Below are 20,092 nucleotides of genomic sequence, written 5' to 3'. Positions count from 1 at the left end.
TCTCAGAGACGGAGGAGGCGGGCCGCGTTCGCGGCGTAGACCCGCGTGAGGACGTCCGGCGGCAGGCCGAGACCGCTGATCGTCCAGCGGCCCATCAGGGGCGGGTCGTCGGCGGAGTGCGCGAACGCCTCGTCGAGGGTCTCCAGGAACCGGAAGTGCGTCGCGTAGACGTCGGCGTCCGGCGGGAACTCGTCCGTGCCGAACAGCACGCGGTCGGGAAAGCGAAGGACCAGCTCCCGGGTCGCGCGCGGCTGGCGGCCCAGCTCGGCGATCCTGGCGGCGATGTCGATGTACAGGTTCGGGTAGGAGGCGAGCATCCGGGCGACCCAGGTCAGGTCCTCCGCGTTGCAGCCCGCGTGCACCGCGACGAACGTCGTGCGCGGATGCCGGGCGACGAGGGTCTCCAGTGCCCGCATCAGCCGTTCGAAGCGGGGGAACCGCGTCGTGTCCGCGAAGGACCAGGCGGGGTTGGCCATGAGTTGCTCGTACCGCTCGTTCCGGCCGTCCACCGGGTCGAAGAACGCGACCGGGTCGGCGGTGTGGATCGCCACCGGGACGCCGAGGTCGGCGGCGGTCTCCCACAGCGGGCCGAGCCGCCGGTCGTCGGGCAGCAGCAACGCGCCGGCGGGGTCCCTGACGTGCAGTCCCAGGTCCTTCCAGACCTTCAGGCCGCGGGCGCCGGCGGCGACCGAACGCGCCAGACTCTGGGCGGCCGCCTCGCCCGGCAGACCCCAGTCCACGTGGCAGAACGTGACGAACCGCCCGGGGTACGCGCGGTCGTACCGGTCCAGGTTGGCCTCCAGCTCCTCGCCCCACCGGCCGTCCAGGTTGACGATGGTCCGCACGCCGCAGGAGTCCATCAGACGGATCAGCTCGGGGACGTCGGGAACCGCCCAGTCCCCGGTCAGCCAGCGGCCGAGGTGGTTGTGCGCGTCGATGGCGGGCACGGCCGCGCGCGGGACCTGGGTCCGTTTGACGCGCAGCCGTGCGCGCGGCCGGTACTCACTGAGCTCCATCGGCGTACCGCTACCGCCGGATGCCGGCCGGCATCGCGTCGCCGTGCGCCTCGATCATGTCGTCGACGAGGTCGTGGATCCGCGAGAGGGACAGCGTCGCCGAGGTGTTCGGGTCGAGCATCGCGGCGTGGTAGACGTGCTCGCGGCGTCCCTCCAGGGCGGCCCGTACCGTCAGCTCGCCGACGTTGAGGAAGGTCCGGTTCAGCGCGGCGAGCTGCGGCGGCAGGTCACCGATCCTGGTCGGCCGCACCCCGGACCGGTCGACGACGCAGGGCACTTCGACGCAGGCGTCCTCGGGCAGGTTGGTGATCAGGCCGCCGTTGCGGACGTTGCCGTGCACGACGCGCCGGGTGCCGGTCTCGATCGAGTGGATGATCTCCGAGGCGAGCTCGGAGGCGGGTTCGATCTCCACGCCCTCGCCGGCCTCCAGCCGCCGTACCGTCTCGGCGTAGCCGTCGAGGTTCTCCTGCGACCATTCGAGGTAGGCCCCGATCTGGATGCCGAAGTGCTCGACCTGGTCGTCATGGCGCAGGAACCACGGCAGGTACTCCGACCCGTGCACGCTCGACTCGGTCGGGAAGTGCCCGAAACGCTGGAAGATCTCGGCGCGTACGGTCCGCCGCAGCGCGGGGTCGGCGTCGATGACCTCGGCGAGCCGCGGGTACAGGTCCTCGCCGTCGCGGGTGAAGCGCAGCACGAACGCCTGGTGGTTGACGCCCGCGGTCACGAAGCCGACCTCCTCGACCGGCACGCCGACGAGCGAGGCGAGCCGGGCCTGCGTGTCGCGCACGGAGTGGCAGACCCCCACGACGTTGCGGAACGGCGTGCCCGCGTACACCGCTCTCGGGATCATCGACATCGGGTTGGTGTAGTTGAGCAGGAGGGCGTGCGGGGCCAGCTCGGCCAGGTCGTCGCCGAGCGCGACCATCACCGGGATGGTGCGCAGCGCCCGGAAGATGCCGCCGATCCCGAGGGTGTCGGCGATCGTCTGCCGCAGCCCGTACCGTGCGGGCACCTCGAAGTCGATCTTCGTCGCGGCGAACCCGCCGACCGCGATCTCGTTGATCACGTAGTCGGCGCCGTCCACCGCGCGCCGCCGGTCCGCGTGCGCCTCCACCTTGGCGGGCAGGCCGAGGTGGCGCACCATCCAGTTCGCCATGGCCTCGGCGGTGGCCAGCCGTTCGCGGTCGATGTCGTGGAGGACGAGGGTCGAGTCGCCGAGACCCGGCAGCGTGAGGACGTCGGACAGGATGTTCTTGGTGAACTCGACGCTGCCGGCGCCGATGAAGACGATGCGTGCCATGGCCGGGGTTCCTTACATGATCGCCAGCTGGCCGCCGTCGACGACCAGCTCGGCTCCGTGGATGAAAGACGCGTCATCGGACGCGAGGAAGGCGTACGCCGCCGCGACCTCGTCGGCGTGGCCGGCCCGCCCGAGGGGGATGTGGTCCCGCTCGTACGCCGCGACGAACGCGTCGTCCGGCGTTATGGAGGCGTTCAGCGGCGTCCGGATGTAGCCGGGGCACACCGCGTTGACCCGGATGCCGTGGGCGCCGAGCTCGACCGCCATGGTCTTGGTCAGCAGCAGCACGCCGCCCTTGCTGGCGTTGTAGTGGGCGTACTCGGCCTCGCCGCCGAGGCCGTTGGTGGAGGACATGTTGACGATCGCGCCGCGGGTGCCCGCCGCGACCATCGCCCGGCTCACCGCCTGCGCGACCAGGAACATGCCGCGCAGGTTCACCCGCATCAGCGCGTCCCAGTGCGCCGGGGTGATCTCCAGGAACGGCTCGCGCCAGGCGGTGCCCGCGTTGTTGATGAGCACGTCGACCGCGCCGAGGAAGCCGGTCGCCTCGGTGACGAGCCGCGCGACGTCCTCCTCCCGCGACACGTCGCAGGCGGTCCCGGCGATCTCGCCGAGTCCCGCCAGCTCCGTCAGGGTCGCGGCGACACCCTCCAGCCCGCAGACGAAGACGCGCGCGCCCTCCTCGAGGAAACGCCGGGCCGTCGCCTTGCCGATGCCGCTCGTGCCGCCCGTGACGAGCACGCCCTTGCCGCCGAGACCGCGCATCAGCGCACCCGCCCGCGGGCCGCGACGGCGAGTTCACCGGCCGGGGCGCCGCCCCGTACGCCGTGGGCGTGGTCGAACAGGTTGCTCACCGGACAGACGTGGTTGGGGATGAGCTCCAGCCGCTCGCCGATCTCGGGACCGCCGTCGGCCGGGCACCGGCCGACGCCGTGCTCCTCGCTGAGGAACCGCATGCCGAGCTCGGGACGGCCCGCGACGACGATGTCCTCCGGCCGCCCGTCGGCGGCCAGGCACTTGGTGCCGGCGTCCACCACGAACCGGTCGGACGCGGGCCGGGCGACCACGGTCGCCAGGATCCGCGCGGCCGCCGTCGCCTCGGTCGCCACGCCGAGACGGATCATGGTGGCGTCGTTGAAGACGTAGGTGCCCGGCCGGATCTCGGTGACGCCGGGGACGGCGGCGGCGTGCCGGGCCGTCGGCGTCGAGCCGACGCTGATCTCCAGTCCGCCGCCGCACAGCCCGGCCGTCTCGACCAGGTCGGTGACCTCGCGCTCGGCGACCCGCCGCAGCTCCTCCGAGGTGGTGGTCCGGTAGGCGTGGCCGGCGTGGGTCAGCAGGCCCGCCACCCGGACGCCGGGCACCTTCTCGATCGCCCCGGCCAGCTCCGCGGTCGGCCGGCCCGGAGGCCTGCCGAGCCGGCCCAGCCCGGTGTCGACCTCGACGAACACCTCGATCGGAGCACGGCCCGCGACCCGGCCGAGCTGCTCGGCGACCTCGACGGAGTCCAGGCTGACCCGTACGCGGGCGCGTTCCCGCAGCGCCCGCAGCCGCTCCAGCTTCGGCTCGCCCCACAGCGGGTAGGCGAGCAGGATGTCCGCGCAGCCGGCGTCGGCCATCACCTCGGCCTCGCCGAGCTTGGCGCAGGTGATCCCGGCGGCGCCCGCGGCGAGTTGCGCCGTGGCCAGCTCGGGCATCTTGTGGGTCTTGACGTGCGGGCGCAGGGCCACGCCGTGCCTGGCCGCGACCGCCGCCATCTCCTCGACGTTGGCCCGCACGCGGTCCAGGTCGACGATCAGCGCCGGGGTGTCGATCGTCTCGTAGGGAACGGTCATGGTCCCTCGCCTGGCAGATAGAGGACGGCGTCGATCTCGACGAGGATGCCGGCCAGTCCGGTGGCCACCGTCGTACGGGCCGGCGGCGGCGCCGGCGTCGCGGCGGCGTAGGCGGTGTTGAACTCCGCGAAGTCGCCGATGTCGGCGAGGTAGGCGTTGATCTTCACCACGTCGGCGAGCGAACCTCCGGCCGCGCCGGCGACGGCCGCCAGGTTACGGAGGGTCAGTGCCGTCTGCTCGGCGACCGTGCCGGGCACGACCTCGCCGGTTCGCGGGTCGAGCGGGCCTTGGCCGGAGACGAAGACGAAGTCCCCGGCCCTGACGGCCGGTGAGTAGTGGCCCGCCGGAGGGGCTCCGGCCGGTGCCGCGATGGTCTGTCGTGACATGGTCACACTCCAAGGACGATGGGGCGCCCCACCTTGGGCACGAGATATTCCTGCTCGGGGAACCGCCGGTCGAGCACGTCCACGAAGGTGGCGACCGACTCGGAGTTCACTTCGAACAGGTCGTGGTGGCTGGGCAGCAGCCACCGGGCGCCGGCGACGCCGGCCAGGTGCGCGGCCTCCGCCACGGTCAGGTTCCCGACGATGCCCATCTCCTCGCGGATCCGGTCGCGGCCGTTGACCGGCAGCAGCGCCACTCGGGGCCGCAGCGCGGTCAGGGCGCGGTCGATCGACGGGTGGAGGACGGTGTCGCCCGCGTGGTAGACGGTGACGCCCTCGTCGACCTCGACGACGTAGCCGAGGAACCGGTGCGCGCCGTCCCGGACCATGACGTCGTAGCAGTCCGGTCCGGTGTACTCGGGGGAGTGCGCCGCCGGCACGGGGTGGATCCGCACCCCGTCGAGCTCCAGAACCTCCCCTGCCAGGGCGGCCCGGAAGTCCGCGCCGAGCCGTTCCACGTCGGTCTTCAGCACCGGAGGGGCGACCACGGTGAACCGGCGCCGCGCCAGCGCGGACGCGAGCGTCACGGTGTCGAAGTGATCGGCGTGCTCGTGCGTGACCACGACGACGTCGGCGTCCAGATCCGCCGGGGCGAACGGCGGCGGGAACCGCCGGGCCCACCGGCCGGGCGGCCCGAACTCGGAGTCCTCGGCGAGCCGGTCGGACAGGTAGGGATCGATCGCCACCACGGTGCCAGAGGCGCCCTTGACCAGGAAGCCGGCCTGGCCGAGCGCGCAGATCGCCACCGTTCCGGGCGGTACCCGCAGGTCGCGGAAGCCGTCGCTGACGTTCATCGACCACTCCGTGGGGACAGCAGCGCCTTGACGGGTTCGGCGCCGCCGTTCATCAGGCCGGTGAACACCGCGGCGCCGTCGGCGAGGGGGAAGGTGTCCACCCAGCTCGGGTCCCAGTCCGCCGCGATCTCGACCGCCTCGGCGAACTCCTCGCCGGCGTAGCCGAACGATCCGAGTACCCGCTTCTCGGTGCGGACCAGCTCGGTGGCGTCGAACGCGCTCTCCGGACTGAGCAGGCCGATCCAGACGGCGGTGCCGCCGGGGGCGAGCCGGGCAAGGGAGGCGGCATGGGTGACGGGCAGCCCCACGGCGTCGACGATCACGTCGAACTCACCGTCCAGGGCCGGACCGGCGTGGTCGGCGCCCTCCTGACGGGCCACCTCGCGGCGTCGTTCGGAGGTGTCGGCGACGGCGATCGACGACGCCCCCCACAGACGGGCGAGCCGCATGCACAGGAGCCCGATGGACCCGCAGCCGATCACCCCCACCCGGGCACCCTCGGGGCGGCCGGCGAGATTCCAGACGTGCACGGCGTTGGCGACGGGCTCGACGAGGCCGGCGGCGGTCCAGGACATGCCGTCGGGCAGGTCGTGCAGTGCGGACCTGGGCACCGCGACGCGCTCGGCGAAGCCGCCCGGCCGGTGCACTCCCAGAAGCGCCCGGTCACGGCAGAGTTGGCCGCGTCCTCGGGCGCACAGGTCGCAGCGGCCGCAGGAGATGATGGGATTGACCGCGACACGGCGGCCGTCGGAGGTCGTCCCGGCGAACTCATGACCCATCACGAGCGGTGGCGTTCGGAAGCCGGGGGTCCGCACGCCGTGGAGTTCACTGCCGCAGATGCCCGCGGTGGCCACCTCGAGGATGATCTCGCCGACGTCGGGGGAGGGTTCATCGACCGTGCGTAGCTCCACCACACTCGGTGCGGTGAAGACCAGTGCCTTCATCACGCCGCGAATGTAGCAGCAATCCATGATGCGGGCTAGGATTCCGTCATGCGGAAATATAGGAGTCAGGACGAATGACCGACAGCAAATCGCCCGTTGGCAGCGTCGACCGCGCGCTGCGCATCATCCAATTGCTGTCCGACAGCGGCCAGGGCGTCACCCTGGATGACCTGGCGACCCGCTCGGGCATCCCGCGCAGCTCGCTGCACCGGCTGCTCGGCGCGCTCAAGCACCGGGGCTTCGCGGCGCAGCCCGAGCCGAACGGGCCCTACTTCCTCGGTAGCGAGCTCATGGCGGCGGCGTTCCGGTTCCACGACCGGCTCGACCTGCGGGCGCTGGTCCAGCCGGTGCTGGTGCGGCTGCGCAAAGAACTCAACGAGACGGTCCACATGGCCGTCCTGGACGGCGCCGAGGTCGTGTACGTCGACAAGGTGGAGGCGATCCATCCGATCACCATGTCGTCGGTGATCGGCGGGCGGAACCCGGCGTACTCGACGGGGGTCGGCAAGGCGCTGCTCGCCTGGACGTATCCGACGGACGAGGCGATCCAGGTGTGGGTCAAGGCCCATGGGCCGCTGGCCGCCAGGACCCGCCACTCGATCACCTCGGTCACGGCGCTGGCGGAGGAGATGCGGCGCATCCGTGAGCAGGGGTACGCGCTCGACATGGAAGAGAGCGAAGAGGGCGTACGCTGCGTCGCCATCCCGCTCTTCCTCGGCCGTACGGTCCCGGCGGCCGGGGTGAGCGTCACGGCGCCCAAGGACCGCTTTCCGCCGGCTCGGCTCACCGAGGCCGCCGAACTGCTGCGCAAGGTCGTGATGGAGGAGATCGACCGCCGCGTCGGCTGACGCGCGGGGCGGCCGCCGTCCGACCGGGTTCGTCCGACCGGATCGCGTACTCCGGTCCGGCCTTGGCCGGGTGGCCCTGCGGGCGCGGCGTCACCGCCCATGGCCGCCGATGCCCGCGGCGGCGGCCGCTCGGGTGATCGACCGACGTGATTGACAGAACGTGCCCGCTCCTGGTTACTCTGGGCGTCCGAATTCTTGGAAAGCGATTCCGTATGACGGAATCATCGTCGGGCGGCGTCGACGGTCGGCCCATCGACACCGCTTCCTGGACTCCATAGGAAGCTGACATGCGACTTCTCACGTTCCGTAGCGAGAGCGGCACCCGGGCCGGGCGTCTCGACGGCGACGGCACGGTCACGACGCTCGACGCGCCCGATGTCGGCGCCCTGCTCGCCTCCGGCGCCGACTGGCGCGAGCGGGCCGCCGCCGCGGCCGGGCCTCGGGTCGCCCTCGACGGTCTGGACCTCGCCCCGGTCGTCCCCTCGCCGAGCAAGATCATCTGTGTGGGTCTCAACTACAAGCTGCACATCGCGGAGACCGGCCTGGCCACGCCCGAGTACCCCACTCTCTTCGCCAAGTTCGCCCGTGCCCTCGTCGGTGCGGGTGACCCGATCGTCCTGCCCGCCGCCTCACGAGAGATGGACTGGGAGGTCGAGCTCGCCGTCGTCGTCGGCCGTACGGTCGGCGGCGCGGACGCCGCCGACGCCCGCGAGGCCATCGCCGGCTACACCGCCGCCAACGACATCAGCGCCCGCGACTTCCAGCGCCGTACCGCGCAGTGGCTGCAGGGCAAGACGTTCGACTCGACCACACCGCTCGGGCCGGTGCTGGTCACCGGCGACGAGATCGGCGACGCGACCGACCTCGAACTGACCTGCGCCGTCGACGGCGAGGAGATGCAGCGGGGCCGCACCTCGGACATGCTGTTCGCGCCCGCCGAGCTGATCTCCTACCTCAGCCGTATCGTCACCCTCGATCCGGGGGACGTGGTGCTGACCGGCACGCCGTCCGGCATCGGGGACTCCCGTACGCCTCCGGTCCGGCTCCGCCCGGGCCAGATCGTGACCACCGCCATCGAGGGCATCGGCACGCTGACCAACGTGTGCACGGGCTCGGCCTGGTGAACGAGGTTCCCGCCTCCCGCGTGATCACCAACCCGGGCGTCATGGCCGCACGGAGACGGCGACCTACATCCGATCTTCGTCTTCGAAGCCTTCCGGCGGGGGAGGGGCGGTGGCCGAGGCGCTGGGAGAGGACGGCGGCGCCCTCGCGGACCAGGGCGCTCCACTCCTCGCGCCGCCGGTCGTCCCAGCGGATGCTCGGCACCGAGATGCTCATCCCGGCGACCATGACGGTCGTGTGGTCGTAGACGGGGGCGGCGACGCAGAACACGGCCTCGTTCGACTCGCACTCGTCGTACGACAGGCCCTGCCGCCGGATGTCGTCCAGGTGCTCCCGCAGCCGTACGGGCGAGGTGACGCTGTGGTCGGTCATGGCGGCCAGCTCGCCGTCGAGCGGGTAGGCGGCGTCCAGGGCGTCGGGGGCGAGGCCGGACAGCAGCATCTTGCCCACGCCGGTGCAGTGCGCGGGCAGGCGCCGTCCCACGGCGGAGACCATGCGGACGGGGTGGGTGCTGTCGACCTTGACGATGTACACGACGTCGGTTCCGTCGAGAACCGCGACGTGGACCGTCTCGTCGCATTCGGCGGCGACGAGCTGGGCGGCCTCGCGCGCCTCGTGGGCGAGGTCGAGCTGGTCGGCGAAGACGCTGCCGAGCTGGAACAGCCGCATGCCGAGCCGGTAGCGGGTCGGCTGTCCGGGCGTCGGGATGAGGTAGGCGCGCTCGGTCAGCGTGGTGACCAGCTCGTGGACCGTCGTCCGCGGCAGCCCGAGACGCTCGGTGATCTCCGGAGCGGACAGGGTGGGCCGGTCCAGGAAGAGCTCGAGGATGTCGAGGGCACGAGTCACCGCCGGTACCGCACGCCCCATCGCGGCCGCCTTCCCGAACGCCGTACGAAATCCCGGACAGCCTAGGAATTCTCGTCCGGCGGTGTCAACGACCCGTCACCACCGCGGACGGTCGTCCCGCTCTCACGCTCCGTGGAACTGGCCTGATGAGGCCACGAGCGTCCATGCCGCCGATTCCGGTGCTATCACTCGATGTATCGACATTGAAGCGGAGAGTGGTCATGGCGAGGAACGGCGGCGGTCCGTACGACGAGATCCTCTACCTGACGGCCGGGCTGGCCGACCTGGTGACGGGCGGGCTGCGGGGCGCCGCCCGGCGCCTGCCCGGCCTCACGGAGGTGCGAGAGGAGCTGCGGGCGCGCGGCGAGCTGGCGGTCCGGCGCACCGGCCCGGTGCCCGAGGCGCACCTGGAGGTGCTGGCCCGCCGGGTCGCCGAGCGGGGTAGGGATGAGTGACCTGCGGTTCCGGGTCGACCGTGCCCTGACGGAGTTCGTCGAGACGGAGCTCGGCGAGCTGCTCGCGCTCGACGGAGGGCTCACGCCCGTCGCCGAGCAGATGCGCGTCTCGATCGCCGGGGGCAAACGGATCCGCCCGGCGTTCTGCTACTGGGGATGGCGGGCGTCGGGTCAGCCGGACACCGACGCGATGGTCCGGGCGGCGGCGGCCCTGGAGCTGGTGCACGCCGCGGCGATCGTCCACGACGACATCATCGACCGGAGTCCGCTGCGGCGCGGCCGCGTGACGGCGCACGAGAGGCTCGGCGACGGCCTGGCCATCATGATCGGGGACCTGCTGATGGCGTGGGCGGGGCAGCTCTTCCACGCGTCGGGTCTGCCACGGACGTTCCTGGCCCGGGCGCTGCCCGTCTGGGCCACGATGGGCCGCGAGCTGGTGGCCGGCGAGTGCCTGGAGATCCTCCGCACGGGAGGCGCGCCCGACCTGGCCCGTTCCCTGGCGATCGTGCGGTTCAAGACCGGGTCGTACACCGTCGAGCGACCGCTGCAGATCGGCGCCGTGCTCGGGGGAGCCGACCCCGCGACGCTGCGCGCGCTGGCGGCGTACGCGCGTCCGCTCGGTGAGGCGTTCCAGCTCCGTGACGACCTGTGGGGCGTCTTCGGCGACCCCGCGCGGACCGGCAAGTCGGCCCTGGACGACCTGACGGGCCGCAAGCCGACCGCGTTGCTGGCCCTGACACTGGCCCGGGCGACGGAGGCCGACCGGCGGCGGCTGGGCGACCTCATCGACGGTCCGGTCACCCCCGCCGACGCCGCCGAGATCCGGGACATCATGCGGCGGTCCGGCGCGCCCGCCGAGGTCCGGCAGATGATCGACGACCGCGCCGAGACCGCCCGCGCGGCGCTTCACGGCTCCCGGCTGGCCCCCGAGGCCGCCACCGCCCTGACCCGACTGATCTGCGAGGCGACCGCTGATGAATGAGTACACCGACGAGTACCTGGACGGCCTGCGCCTCAAGGGCGACGAACTGGCCGACGCGACCGTCGGGGCGCTGTTCGGCGGGGCGGAGGTGCCCAGGTTCAACACGCTCATGCGCTGGTTCACCGTTTCCGGACAGGCGCTGCCCGAGGACGTCCCCGACGCCGCCCGTGACTACCTGGAGGCGACGGCGACCCCGCCGGAGTGGGTCGACTGGGCGGTCATGGAGCGGGCCCGGCAGTTCTTCATCGACAACGACGTGCACATCTCGACCGCCCTGTCCTTCGCGGCGATGCCGGCGTGTTACGTCGTCCCGCACATCGCCAAGCTGCTGTCCGCGACGCACTCGCTGGCCTACCCGTCGCGGCGCATGGCCGAGACCGGGCAGTTCACCGTGTACCTCATGCGGCCGGACGCGTTCGAGGCCGGCGGCCGGTTCCTCCCGGCGGCGCAGAAGGTCCGGCTGCTGCACGCCTCCATCCGCCGTCACCTGAAGCAGGCGGGCAAGTGGCCGGAGCCCGTCCCGATCTGCCAGGAGGACATGCTCGGCGGGCTGATGATGTTCAGCATCCAGGTGCTGGACGCGCTGCACCGGCTGGGCGTCCACATCACCCCCGACGGCGCCGAGGCGTACTACTACGCCTGGCGGGTGGTGGGCGCGGTCCTCGGCTGCGATCCGGCGACCATTCCGCCCGACCTCGATGCGGCCCGCCGGTTCTCCGACCGGTACATGCTCCGCCACATGGGGCCGTCCCCCGAAGGGGCGCACCTCACCGGGCAGTTGATCGAGATGTACGAGGGCGTCGTCCCCGGCACGCTCTTGGACCCGGTGGTCCCCGCTCTCATCCGCTTCCTGGTCGGCGACACCACGGCCGACTGGCTCCAGGTGCCGCGGTCGCGCTGGGACTCCGTCATCGGGGTCGTCCCGGTCCTCCTCGGCGCGGTCGAACGCTTCGAGGACCGCGGGCCCTGGGCCGAGCAACTGTCCGACCGGCTCGGCCGCCTGGTCTCGGTGCTCGAACTGTCCTCCCTGACCCGGGGACGCGTCATGCACTACGCCATCCCGCAGGAGCTGAAGGCCGAGTACGGCGTGCGCTCACCGGTATCCCGCTGGACCCCGCCACCCCCGGCCGATCTCACCTGACCGCGGCGGCGACCGTCGCATTCCGCGCGGATGCGATGTCGCGATGGACATGCGCAGCCGGAACAACGTGCGGGTCACCGGACGAGCCGGAGGGCCGGTGCTGATGCTGGCGCACGGTTTCGGGTGGGACCAGAATCGGTGGCGCGCCACCGACCCGGACACCGCCGCCGTCTTCGCCCGCACCACCTTCCTGTCGGACAGCCGGAAGGACCTGGCCGCCGTCAGCGTGCCGACCCTCGTCCTCGAATGCCGCGAGGACGTCATCGCCCCTCGGGAGGTGGGGGCCTACGCCGTCACCGACCTGCTCGACGCTTTCGGCGAGGGGCCCGACGACGATACGGCTCCGCTCGCGATCGGCGTTCCACGGGGCGCGGGCTGATCACCGCCCCGGCGATCATTGTGGAAATTCGCGATATCGGACAGTAGGCGCTTTTGGTGCGGTATTTCGCGATGGGGCGACTGTCGGGCACGAAGGGCGTTTTTGCAAAGGTCGACGATGACGTCCCTTGACAGCTTTCGCGGGGGAATTTAGCGTCTGGCCGCAGACCTCGGACAGCGTTCGAAATATCGAACATGGTGGACGGTCTGTAGCGGGGCAGGCCACCGGCCTCTTCGCGGCTTCCTGGCAACGGCACATCGGAGACCGCCTGTTCGGGGGCGGGCGGCGGATGCGCATCCCGGCCGTTCACGGCCACAGAAAGGAGCTTTCGTGCCCCTCCGCCCCAAGAAGACCCTCCTGATCGGCGTCGCCGCGCTCGCAGCGCTGGTGACCGGCACGCTGCCCGTGGTGAACGCCGCCGCGGCGCCGAGCCCGACCATCTCCAAGGACCCGTTCGGCACGCTGTCCGACGGCACCAAGGTGTGGCGCTACACCCTCACCAGCAGCGCCATCAGCGTCAAGATCATCACGTACGGCGGCATCGTCCAGCGGCTCGACGCCCCCGACCGGCACGGACACCGCACCGACGTGGTGCTCGGCTTCCCCAAGCTCGACGACTACGTGGCCAAGAACAACCCCGGGCCGTACTTCGGCGCGCTGATCGGCCGGTACGGCAACCGCATCGCCAAGGGCACCTTCACGCTTGACGGAACGACCTACCACCTGCCGCTCAACAACAACGGCAACTCCCTGCACGGCGGTCCGAAGGGCTTTGACACGAAGGTCTGGTCCGCCACCCCGGTCAAGACCAAGAACGCGGTCGGGGTACGGCTCGACTACACCAGCCCGGACGGGGACATGAACTACCCCGGCACCCTCAAGACCTCCGTGACGTACACGCTGAGCGGGAGCTCCCTGCGCCTCGACTACCACGCCACCACGGACAGGGCCACGGTCGTCAACCTGACCAACCACTCCTACTTCAACCTCGCGGGGGAGGGGTCCGGCGGCATCTACGACCATCGGCTGCGCCTCAACGCGAACCGCTACACCCCCGTCGACTCCACCCTCATCCCGACCGGGCAGCTCGCGCCGGTCGCCGGCACGCCGATGGACTTCACCAAGGCCACGCCGATCGGCGCGCGCATCCGTGACGGCTTCCAGCAGCTCGCCTACGGGCAGGGCTATGACCACAACTGGGTGCTGAACGGCTCGGGCTTCCGGCTCGCCGCCGAGGTCGGCGAGCCGACGAGCGGCCGGGTGCTGAAGATCTACACCGACCAGCCCGGCATCCAGTTCTACTCGGGGAACTTCCTCGACGGCACGCTGTACGGCACGAGCGGCCGGCAGTACCGCCAGGGAGACGGGTTCGCGCTGGAGACCCAGCACTTCCCCGACTCGCCGAACCACTCCAACTTCCCGTCCACCGTGCTGCGCCCCGGGCAGACCTACCGGACCTCGACCGTCTGGTCCTTCTCCGCGCACTGACCCCGTCCGTGTCGCCCGGAGCCGCCCGTACGCGGGCTCTGGGCGACACGACTGCTCAGCCGAGGCTCCAGAGGCGGACGGTCGCGTCGTCGCCGGCCGTGGCGAGGGTCCTGCCGTCGGGGGCGAACGCGACGGCGTCGACGACGCCCGTCCGCGTCGAGAGCGTGGTGGCGGGCCGCCGGGCCGGGGCGTCCCACAGCAGTACGGTGTCGCCCCCGGCGCAGGCCAGAATCCGGCCGTCCGGGCTGAACGTCACGCCGTTGACACGGCCGGGAAGGTCGGGCAGGGCCGCCACGAGCCGGTGGGTGGCGACGTCCCACAGGCGCACGCGACCGTCGTAACCGCCGGCCGCCAGGGTCCGGCCGTCCGGGCTGAACGCCATGCCCACGATCAGCGAGGTCAGCCGGGTCACGGTGACGGAGCGGGCGAGCCGGGCGGTGTCCCACAGCCGGATCGCCCAGGTGCCCGCGGTGGCCAGGGTGGTCCCGCGCGGTGCGAAGGCGGCGGTGAACATGCTCTCACCGTGGGCCGGCAACGTGGCGACGGCGCGGTGGTCCGCGACGCCCCACAGGCGCACCTCGTCCCCCGCGCTCGCGAGGACCGCGCCGTCCGGGCTGAAGGACAGGGCGCTGACCCCGTTGCCGTGCGTGTCCAGCGTCGCGATCCGGCTACGCCCGTCGCCGCTCCACAGCAGCACCTTGCCGTCGTATCCCGCGGTCGCCAGGGTCCGGCCGTCCGGGCTGAACGCCGCGGCGAACACGTCGTACGCGTGGCCGGTGAGGGTCGTCGTGAGCCGCCGGTCGGCGAGGTTCCACAGCCGTACGGTGTGGTCCGCGCCACCGGCGGCGAGAGTACGCCCGTCCGGGCTGAAGGCCACGGTGTAGATCTCACTCGGGCCCGCGGGCATGGAGGCCAGGAGCCGTGGAGCCGTGGCCGCCGGGCGGGGCCGCCGCTGGGCCCGCCGCGCGACGTCGTGGTCGTGGTTCGGAACGGTCACGAGGGCGAGCGCGAGGGCCGCGACCGGAGCGGCGATGAGCATGGTGCGGTGGCGCCCGGGCCACGCCCGCGCGCGGGGCGAGGCGTGGCCCGGGCGGGTCAGGTCGCCGGGCGCGTTCGCCGGCCGCGCGCCCCCGGCTCTCGCCCCCGCCGTGGAACGCGTCCGGTCGACGTCCGATCCGGCGGACCGTCCGGACGCCCGGGCCCGGTCGGCGACGGCGGCGAGGAGGACGGCCGTCGTGCCGGCTCCGAGGCGTTCGCCGACGTCCTTGTGGAGCAGCCCGTCCAGGACCGGACCGAGCGGGCCGGCGTGCGGCGCCGGAGCCGGCTCCTCGGTGATGATCGAGTGCAGCATGGCGTTCGGGTTCACGCCGTTGAAGGGCCGCCGGCCCTCGACGGCGTAGAACATCGTGGCGCCGAGCGACCACAGGTCGGACGCCGCGACGGCGGGTTCGCCACGGGCGCGTTCGGGCGCGAGGTACGCGGGGGCGCCCATGACGACGTCGGACTGGGTGAGGGCCGGGTCGCCCTCGACGGTGGCGAGCCCGAAGTCACCGAGCACGACCCGCCGGCCCGCGAGCAGGACGTTGCCGGGCTTGACGTCGCGGTGCAGCACCCCGGCCAGGTGCGCGGCGCGCAGGGCGTCGAGTAACTGCAGGCCGATGTCGGCGACGCGCCGCGGAGGCAGCGGGCCGTACGTGCGCACCAGCTCACCCAGAGACCGCCCGTCGACGTACTCCATGATGATCCACGGATCGTCGCCGTCCTCGACGACGTCATGCACGGTGACGACGCCGGGATGGTCGAGCCGGGCCGCCGAGCGGGCCTCCTGGAGGGTCCGCCGGCGCTGTTCGGCGCGCTGCTCGGCCGTGGAGTAGGTGGGAAGGAACAGGCGCTTGGCGGCGACGTCGCGCTGCAGGCGTTCGTCGCGGGCGCGCCACACCACCGCGAAACCGCCCCGGCCGATCTCCTCGAGGAGACGGTACTGCCCGGCGATCAGCCGCCCTCGGCCATCCGGCATGGCAGGACGATAACCGTCGGCCCGCCCCGGAGGATAGGGACCTTCGGTCCGTCGTCCCCGGGCGGCCGGCCGCAGCCGCTGCGGGGACGGCCGGGGGTCATCGGGGCTCATCGGGCGCGGCTCGCGTACACGACCACGTCGCGCAGGTAGTGCCCGGACACCGGGTCGAACGCGCCGCCGCAGGTGATGACGCGCAGCTGCGGGTCGGGGGTCGCCCCGTAGACGTCCGCCGTGGGGAAGTCCTCCTTGGAGATGGACCGCACGCGATCGACGGTGAAGGCCGCCACACGGCCGGTCGCGTCGGTGACCAGGATCCGGGCGCCCGGTCGCAGGGACGCCAGCCGGGTGAAGACGGCCGGACCCGTACGGGAGTCCACGTGCCCCGCGATCACGGCCGGTCCCGTGTCGCCGGGCCGGACGCCGTCGGCGAACCATCCGGCGCGCGCGGGGTCGCGCGGTGGGAGGAGCCGCCCGCGCGGGTCCGTCGTCAGGCGGTCCAGCGGCGATCGCACGCCGATCTCGGGGATCCGCAGCGTCACCGGCTCGGCGTACGCGCCGGGCCTGCCTCCGCCCTCGCCGTCGGCGTACGCGCCGGGCCCTTCTCCACGCTCGGCGTCGGCGTACTTGCCGGGCCTGCTCCCGTGCTCGGCGTCGGCGTACGGGCGGGGCCTGCTCCCGCGGTCGGCATCCGTGTACGGACCGGGTCGGTCCCCTCGGCCGACCGCCGCCGGTGCGGGGGGCAGCGGGATGAGCCGGGCGGAGACCACCCACGGCGGCGGGGCGACCCGGCCGGCCAGCCCGCCGAGCCCCGCCTCGACCGGGCCGCGCGGCGTCCGGCGGGGCGCCGCGGCGTCGCGCAGGTCGAGCAGGCGCGGTCCCGACGTCCCGTCGAGCACGAACAGCGTGTGCACGGAACCGGCGCGCAGCGTGACCCGTGACGTCACGGGCGCCCCGGACCCGCCCGTGACGCGGACCGTGGCCGCCCCCGCCCGCAGCGAACGGTAGGACGTGACCTCCGGGAACCGCAGGTCCCCGGCGAGGGCGTGGCCATCGGCGGTGACGGTCACGACCGGCCGCTGCAGCGACGCCTCGATGACGCGGAGCGCCACGCGGCCGGCGGGCGCGGTGCGCGCGTCCTCCAGGATCCTGAGCGTGAGGCTCTTGTACGGGCCGAGGCCCGCGACGGTGTAGGCGGCGCGCGGGCGTACGTGGACGTGGGCCGACAGCACCGGCGGGCTCGTCGCGGCCGCGTCGACGGGGCGCATCGCGACCGTGTAATCGCCGCCGCCGAGCCGCTGGTACGGCGAGAGCACGCCGTAGCCGACGTGTTTGAGCACCAGGCGCGGCGTGCTCCGCCCCGCGGCGTACAGGTAGACGTCGACGGCGGGAGTGTCGGGGGACAGGTGCGCGAGCCGGAGGTAGCCGTCGCCCGGCGCGGCCAGGGCGGAGGAGGCGCCCGGCAGCACGACGCCTAAGACCGTGACGGCGACGATGACGGATCCGCGCATACTGCGGGTCCGGCCGGCGGAGCACGGGGGACGGGGCGTCATGACGGCCTCCTGACAGGCTCGCGCCCGCGAGCGGCGCGGGCTGTTGACGTCGACGGAAACGGTGCCGACCGGGAGGACCCGGCCGATCCTGCCGCTGCGTGAAGTCTTCCTCACGGAGCGCCGTCATGTCCGGTGATCCGGCCGATGCGCGGTGAAGCCGCCCGCCCCCGGCGGGGCGGAAGGGCGGGCGGCGGACCGCGACCGCCGGGTCAGGCGGCGCCGCCGGCGGTCACCGCCGGAGCCGGCCTGCCGACGGGCGACCGGCGGCTTACGGCGGGAGCCGGGCGGCGGACGCGGCGGACGCGATCTGCCCTTCCAGTCGCTTGAGAACGGACAAAGGTTGCCGCCACGCCACAATTCGCCGCTCCCCTTCTGGGTGGCGTGGTGTTCCAAAGCAGCGAAACCGGTATGGCCCAGGGAGGCTATTGCCACCCGCGCGGCACATGTGGTGCCATTTGAGCCCTCTAAGATCTTGATGTTTCACAATTGTTGACGGAGACGGCGAGGCCATCAATGCGTTCTCCCAAGCGTTCCGGCAGGTGGTCCCTACGGACCAGGCTGCTGGTGCTGAGCCTCGTCCCGATCGTCTGCCTGGCCGGGGTCTGGGCGTTCGCCGCCTTCCTCGCCTCCCGCGACGCGATCGGCAAGTACAAGGCGTCGACCGCGTACCAGAAGGTCACCATCCCGGGAGCCAAGCTCGAGGCCGCGTTGCAGCGGGAGCGCGCCGTGTCGGCCGTCCTGCTGACCACCAGGGGTCGGCAGGACCGGCAGGAGGTGACCGACGGCCGGGCCGCCGTCGACACCGCGCAGGCGGAGTTCCGCAGGTCCGCGCTCTCAGGCGACGCCCAGCGCTCCGTCAACCCGACGACGCGCCAGCGGCTCGACGACCTGTGGCAGCAGCTCGACGGGCTCACCGCCCTGCGCGGCCGGGTCGACGCCGAGTCCGTGGACGCCCTCGGCGCGATCGGTGACTACAGCACCGCGATCGAGTCGGTGATCCGGGTGTTCAGCACGATGATCGTCATCGACGACGCGGAGATCTACCAGCAGGGCACGGCGCTGGTCGAGTCCGCCACCGCGCGCGAGCTCGTGATGCGAGAGGACGCCCTGGTGACCTCGGCGCTCGCGACCAGGAGCCACCGGATCAGCGCTCAGGCCTACGGAGTGTTCGCGCAGAGCGCCTACAACGAGCGCTATCTCTTCGACGCGGCGCGTTCGCGGGCGAGACCCGCCCTGCGCACTCCGTGGGACAAGATCGTCGACTCGCCGAGCTTCAACGCCTTCCGCGCGCTGGAGGACGCGATCATCGCGACGCGGCCCGGCGCCCGGCTGCCGGCGCAGTCCGTCTCCTGGCAGGCGACGATCGAGCCGCTGATGCGGGCCTGGTCGCAGGCGACCATCGACGCCGGCGCGACGCTGACCAGCGAGACGAAGCCGATCGAGCGCAGATCCATCCTCTTCCTCTCCCTCACGGCGGGGATCGGGATCGTCGCGCTGGCGCTGTCGATCGTCGTCTCCCTTCTGTTCGGCCGGACGCTGGCGCGGGAGATGGCCGTCCTGCAGCGGGCCGCCCTCGACCTCGCCCAGGTTCGCCTGCCGCGGGTGATCAAGCGGCTGCGTGACGGCGAGGAGGTCGACGTCGAGGCCGAGAGCCCTCCGGTGAAGGGCGGCGGCAGCAAGGAGGTCTCCCGCGTCGCGGACGCCCTGGGCACCCTGCAGCGGACCGCCGTCGAGGCCGCCGTCGGCGAGGCGCGGCTGCGGAAGGGGATCAACAAGGTCTTCATCAACCTCGCGTGGCGCAACCAGTCATTGCTCCACCGGCAGCTCGCGATGCTCGAGACGATGGAGAAGCAGGCTCGTGACCCGGACGTCCTCGACGACCTGTTCGCGCTCGACCATCTCACCACGCGCATGCGCCGCCACGCCGAGGGCGTGGCGATCCTGTCGGGCGCCGCGCCCGCCCGCGGCTGGCACAACCCGGTCGGTATCAAGGACATCCTGCGCGCGGCGGTCGCCGAGGTGGAGGACTACACCCGCGTCGTGGTCGAGTCCGCGACTCCGACGGCGCTCGACGGTTCCATCATCGCCGACACGACGCACCTGCTCGCCGAGTTGATCGAGAACGCCACGGCCTTCTCCCCGCCCACCACGCAGGTGCAGGTCCGCGGCGAACTCGTGGCCCACGGCTACGCGATCGAGGTCGAGGACCGCGGCATCGGCCTCAACGACGAGGAGCTCGCCGAGGCCAACGAGAAGCTGGCGAACCCCCCGGAGTTCGACCTGCTCGACAGCGATCGGCTGGGCCTGTTCATCGTCGGCAGGCTCGCCACCCGGCACGGGATACGCGTCACCCTCGGCACCTCGCCGTACGGCGGGGTGCGGGCGGTCGTGCTGGTCCCGCCGGATCTGCTGGCCGGCGACCAGGCGTTCGACTACGACGACGCGTTGCCGGAACAGCCCGCCATCGACCCGGCCTGGCATGCGGTCGCCGAGGTCGAGGCGCCCGCCGACCCGGCCTGGCGTGCGGTCGCCGAGGTCGAGGCGCCCGCCGACCCGCCTCCGCCGCCCCTGGCCGCGCCGCTGGAGATCGCCGCCCCGGTCGGCGGCGGCCAGTGGGAGGAGCAGGCCCAGTGGTCGGACGACCGGGCCGTCCCCTGGCCCACTCCGGACTGGGTCGGCTCCGGCTGGGCCGGCGAGGACATCCAGGCGCCGTACGAGGGTTGGACCGACGAGGACGCACCCGAACTGCCGAGGCGCGTCCGCCAGGCGAACCTCGCACCGCAGCTCCGGAAGGAGCAGACCGGGCCGGAATCCACGGCCGACCAATCGATGACCACACGCCCGCCGGAGGAGACCCGGTCGCTCATGGCATCGCTTCAACGGGGTTGGCAGCGCGGCCGCCAGGCCCCGGACCTCGACGAGTAGCCGC

General features: G+C 72.5%; 17 protein-coding genes and 1 pseudogene. 8 read left to right on the top strand and 10 right to left on the bottom strand.

What is annotated here, in order from left to right; genetic code table 11:
- Positions 1–2 precede the first annotated feature (2 nt).
- From AB0K82_RS31380 to AB0K82_RS31350, 7 genes are read right to left on the bottom strand one after another with little or no spacing between them, the layout of a single operon-like run.
- A complete protein-coding gene (locus AB0K82_RS31380; protein ID WP_364404005.1) occupies positions 3–1,016 on the bottom strand; it encodes an amidohydrolase family protein in 1,014 nt (337 codons plus the stop codon).
- Positions 1,017–1,026: 10 nt separating this feature from the next.
- Positions 1,027–2,319 (bottom strand): alpha-glucosidase/alpha-galactosidase, encoded by a 1,293-nt coding sequence (locus AB0K82_RS31375; protein ID WP_364404003.1) that lies wholly within the window; start codon positions 2,317–2,319, stop codon positions 1,027–1,029.
- 12 nt (positions 2,320–2,331) lie between these two features.
- The gene (locus tag AB0K82_RS31370) at positions 2,332–3,084 is read right to left on the bottom strand and encodes an SDR family oxidoreductase (RefSeq protein ID WP_364404001.1); all 753 of its coding nucleotides are present in this window, start codon (positions 3,082–3,084) and stop codon (positions 2,332–2,334) included.
- Positions 3,084–4,154, bottom strand: a complete 1,071-nt coding sequence (locus AB0K82_RS31365; protein ID WP_364403999.1) for an alanine racemase — start codon at positions 4,152–4,154, stop codon at positions 3,084–3,086. The genes AB0K82_RS31370 and AB0K82_RS31365 overlap by 1 nt, the downstream gene beginning before the upstream one ends.
- Positions 4,151–4,540, bottom strand: a complete 390-nt coding sequence (locus AB0K82_RS31360; protein ID WP_364403997.1) for a Rid family hydrolase — start codon at positions 4,538–4,540, stop codon at positions 4,151–4,153. Before AB0K82_RS31360 ends, AB0K82_RS31365 begins: the two co-directional genes overlap by 4 nt.
- A gap of 2 nt (positions 4,541–4,542) precedes the next feature.
- Entirely contained in the window at positions 4,543–5,391 is an 849-nt protein-coding gene (locus AB0K82_RS31355; RefSeq protein ID WP_364403995.1) for an MBL fold metallo-hydrolase, read from the bottom strand.
- Positions 5,388–6,335 (bottom strand): alcohol dehydrogenase catalytic domain-containing protein, encoded by a 948-nt coding sequence (locus AB0K82_RS31350; protein ID WP_364404054.1) that lies wholly within the window; start codon positions 6,333–6,335, stop codon positions 5,388–5,390. The genes AB0K82_RS31355 and AB0K82_RS31350 overlap by 4 nt, the downstream gene beginning before the upstream one ends.
- 74 nt (positions 6,336–6,409) lie before the next feature.
- Here AB0K82_RS31350 and AB0K82_RS31345 point away from each other — a divergent pair, with 74 nt between their 5' ends.
- Both AB0K82_RS31345 and AB0K82_RS31340 read left to right on the top strand, forming a co-directional pair.
- Positions 6,410–7,183 carry an IclR family transcriptional regulator gene (locus AB0K82_RS31345; RefSeq protein WP_364403993.1) on the top strand — a complete coding sequence of 258 codons (774 nt, stop codon included), beginning with the start codon at positions 6,410–6,412 and terminating at the stop codon, positions 7,181–7,183.
- Positions 7,184–7,470: 287 nt separating this feature from the next.
- A complete protein-coding gene (locus tag AB0K82_RS31340; RefSeq protein WP_364403991.1) occupies positions 7,471–8,307 on the top strand; it encodes a fumarylacetoacetate hydrolase family protein in 837 nt (278 codons plus the stop codon).
- A gap of 136 nt (positions 8,308–8,443) precedes the next feature.
- Here AB0K82_RS31340 and AB0K82_RS31335 read toward each other — a convergent pair.
- Positions 8,444–9,172: pseudogene (locus AB0K82_RS31335) on the bottom strand (IclR family transcriptional regulator); the annotation flags it as partial.
- Between the two features lie 200 nt (positions 9,173–9,372).
- Here AB0K82_RS31335 and AB0K82_RS31330 point away from each other — a divergent pair.
- From AB0K82_RS31330 to AB0K82_RS31310, 5 genes are all read left to right on the top strand, one after another.
- Positions 9,373–9,606: a hypothetical protein gene (locus tag AB0K82_RS31330; protein ID WP_364403989.1), complete on the top strand. Its 234-nt coding sequence runs from the start codon at positions 9,373–9,375 to the stop codon at positions 9,604–9,606.
- Positions 9,599–10,588 carry a polyprenyl synthetase family protein gene (locus AB0K82_RS31325; RefSeq protein WP_364403987.1) on the top strand — a complete coding sequence of 330 codons (990 nt, stop codon included), beginning with the start codon at positions 9,599–9,601 and terminating at the stop codon, positions 10,586–10,588. Before AB0K82_RS31330 ends, AB0K82_RS31325 begins: the two co-directional genes overlap by 8 nt.
- Entirely contained in the window at positions 10,581–11,729 is a 1,149-nt protein-coding gene (locus AB0K82_RS31320) for an oxygenase MpaB family protein (RefSeq protein WP_364403985.1), read from the top strand. Before AB0K82_RS31325 ends, AB0K82_RS31320 begins: the two co-directional genes overlap by 8 nt.
- Before the next feature lie 43 nt (positions 11,730–11,772).
- Complete coding sequence (locus tag AB0K82_RS31315) at positions 11,773–12,108, top strand: hypothetical protein (protein WP_364403984.1); 336 nt, start codon at positions 11,773–11,775, stop codon at positions 12,106–12,108.
- Between the two features lie 330 nt (positions 12,109–12,438).
- Positions 12,439–13,596 (top strand): aldose epimerase family protein, encoded by a 1,158-nt coding sequence (locus AB0K82_RS31310; RefSeq protein ID WP_364403982.1) that lies wholly within the window; start codon positions 12,439–12,441, stop codon positions 13,594–13,596.
- Positions 13,597–13,651: 55 nt separating this feature from the next.
- On the opposite strand, the gene AB0K82_RS31305 is transcribed toward AB0K82_RS31310, so the two are convergent.
- Both AB0K82_RS31305 and AB0K82_RS31300 read right to left on the bottom strand, forming a co-directional pair.
- Positions 13,652–15,613: a serine/threonine-protein kinase gene (locus AB0K82_RS31305; protein ID WP_364403981.1), complete on the bottom strand. Its 1,962-nt coding sequence runs from the start codon at positions 15,611–15,613 to the stop codon at positions 13,652–13,654.
- Positions 15,614–15,720: 107 nt separating this feature from the next.
- Positions 15,721–17,163 (bottom strand): class F sortase, encoded by a 1,443-nt coding sequence (locus AB0K82_RS31300; RefSeq protein WP_364403979.1) that lies wholly within the window; start codon positions 17,161–17,163, stop codon positions 15,721–15,723.
- A gap of 513 nt (positions 17,164–17,676) precedes the next feature.
- Between AB0K82_RS31300 and AB0K82_RS31295 the strand changes: the two genes are divergently transcribed.
- Positions 17,677–20,088, top strand: coding sequence for a nitrate- and nitrite sensing domain-containing protein (locus AB0K82_RS31295; protein WP_364403977.1), 2,412 nt, complete (start codon positions 17,677–17,679; stop codon positions 20,086–20,088).
- The last annotated feature ends 4 nt before the right edge of the window (positions 20,089–20,092 follow it).

It is taken from the genome of Actinoallomurus sp. NPDC052274 (assembly GCF_040679475.1).
In the GTDB taxonomy this organism is placed as follows: Bacteria; Actinomycetota; Actinomycetes; order Streptosporangiales; family Streptosporangiaceae; genus Actinoallomurus; species Actinoallomurus liliacearum.
This window is presented reverse-complemented; position numbering and strand designations above follow the sequence as displayed.

Excerpts from the sequence above, each read along its gene's own strand:
- AB0K82_RS31380 (WP_364404005.1), bottom strand. The coding sequence starts at position 1,016 with ATGGAGCTCAGTGAGTACCGGCCGCGCGCACGGCTGCGCGTCAAACGG.
- AB0K82_RS31375 (WP_364404003.1), bottom strand. The coding sequence starts at position 2,319 with ATGGCACGCATCGTCTTCATCGGCGCCGGCAGCGTCGAGTTCACCAAG.
- AB0K82_RS31370 (WP_364404001.1), bottom strand. The coding sequence starts at position 3,084 with ATGCGCGGTCTCGGCGGCAAGGGCGTGCTCGTCACGGGCGGCACGAGC.
- AB0K82_RS31365 (WP_364403999.1), bottom strand. The coding sequence starts at position 4,154 with ATGACCGTTCCCTACGAGACGATCGACACCCCGGCGCTGATCGTCGAC.
- AB0K82_RS31360 (WP_364403997.1), bottom strand. The coding sequence starts at position 4,540 with ATGTCACGACAGACCATCGCGGCACCGGCCGGAGCCCCTCCGGCGGGC.
- AB0K82_RS31355 (WP_364403995.1), bottom strand. The coding sequence starts at position 5,391 with ATGAACGTCAGCGACGGCTTCCGCGACCTGCGGGTACCGCCCGGAACG.
- AB0K82_RS31350 (WP_364404054.1), bottom strand. The coding sequence starts at position 6,335 with ATGAAGGCACTGGTCTTCACCGCACCGAGTGTGGTGGAGCTACGCACG.
- AB0K82_RS31345 (WP_364403993.1), top strand. The coding sequence starts at position 6,410 with ATGACCGACAGCAAATCGCCCGTTGGCAGCGTCGACCGCGCGCTGCGC.
- AB0K82_RS31340 (WP_364403991.1), top strand. The coding sequence starts at position 7,471 with ATGCGACTTCTCACGTTCCGTAGCGAGAGCGGCACCCGGGCCGGGCGT.
- AB0K82_RS31330 (WP_364403989.1), top strand. The coding sequence starts at position 9,373 with ATGGCGAGGAACGGCGGCGGTCCGTACGACGAGATCCTCTACCTGACG.
- AB0K82_RS31325 (WP_364403987.1), top strand. The coding sequence starts at position 9,599 with ATGAGTGACCTGCGGTTCCGGGTCGACCGTGCCCTGACGGAGTTCGTC.
- AB0K82_RS31320 (WP_364403985.1), top strand. The coding sequence starts at position 10,581 with ATGAATGAGTACACCGACGAGTACCTGGACGGCCTGCGCCTCAAGGGC.
- AB0K82_RS31315 (WP_364403984.1), top strand. The coding sequence starts at position 11,773 with ATGGACATGCGCAGCCGGAACAACGTGCGGGTCACCGGACGAGCCGGA.
- AB0K82_RS31305 (WP_364403981.1), bottom strand. The coding sequence starts at position 15,613 with ATGCCGGATGGCCGAGGGCGGCTGATCGCCGGGCAGTACCGTCTCCTC.
- AB0K82_RS31300 (WP_364403979.1), bottom strand. The coding sequence starts at position 17,163 with ATGACGCCCCGTCCCCCGTGCTCCGCCGGCCGGACCCGCAGTATGCGC.
- AB0K82_RS31295 (WP_364403977.1), top strand. The coding sequence starts at position 17,677 with ATGCGTTCTCCCAAGCGTTCCGGCAGGTGGTCCCTACGGACCAGGCTG.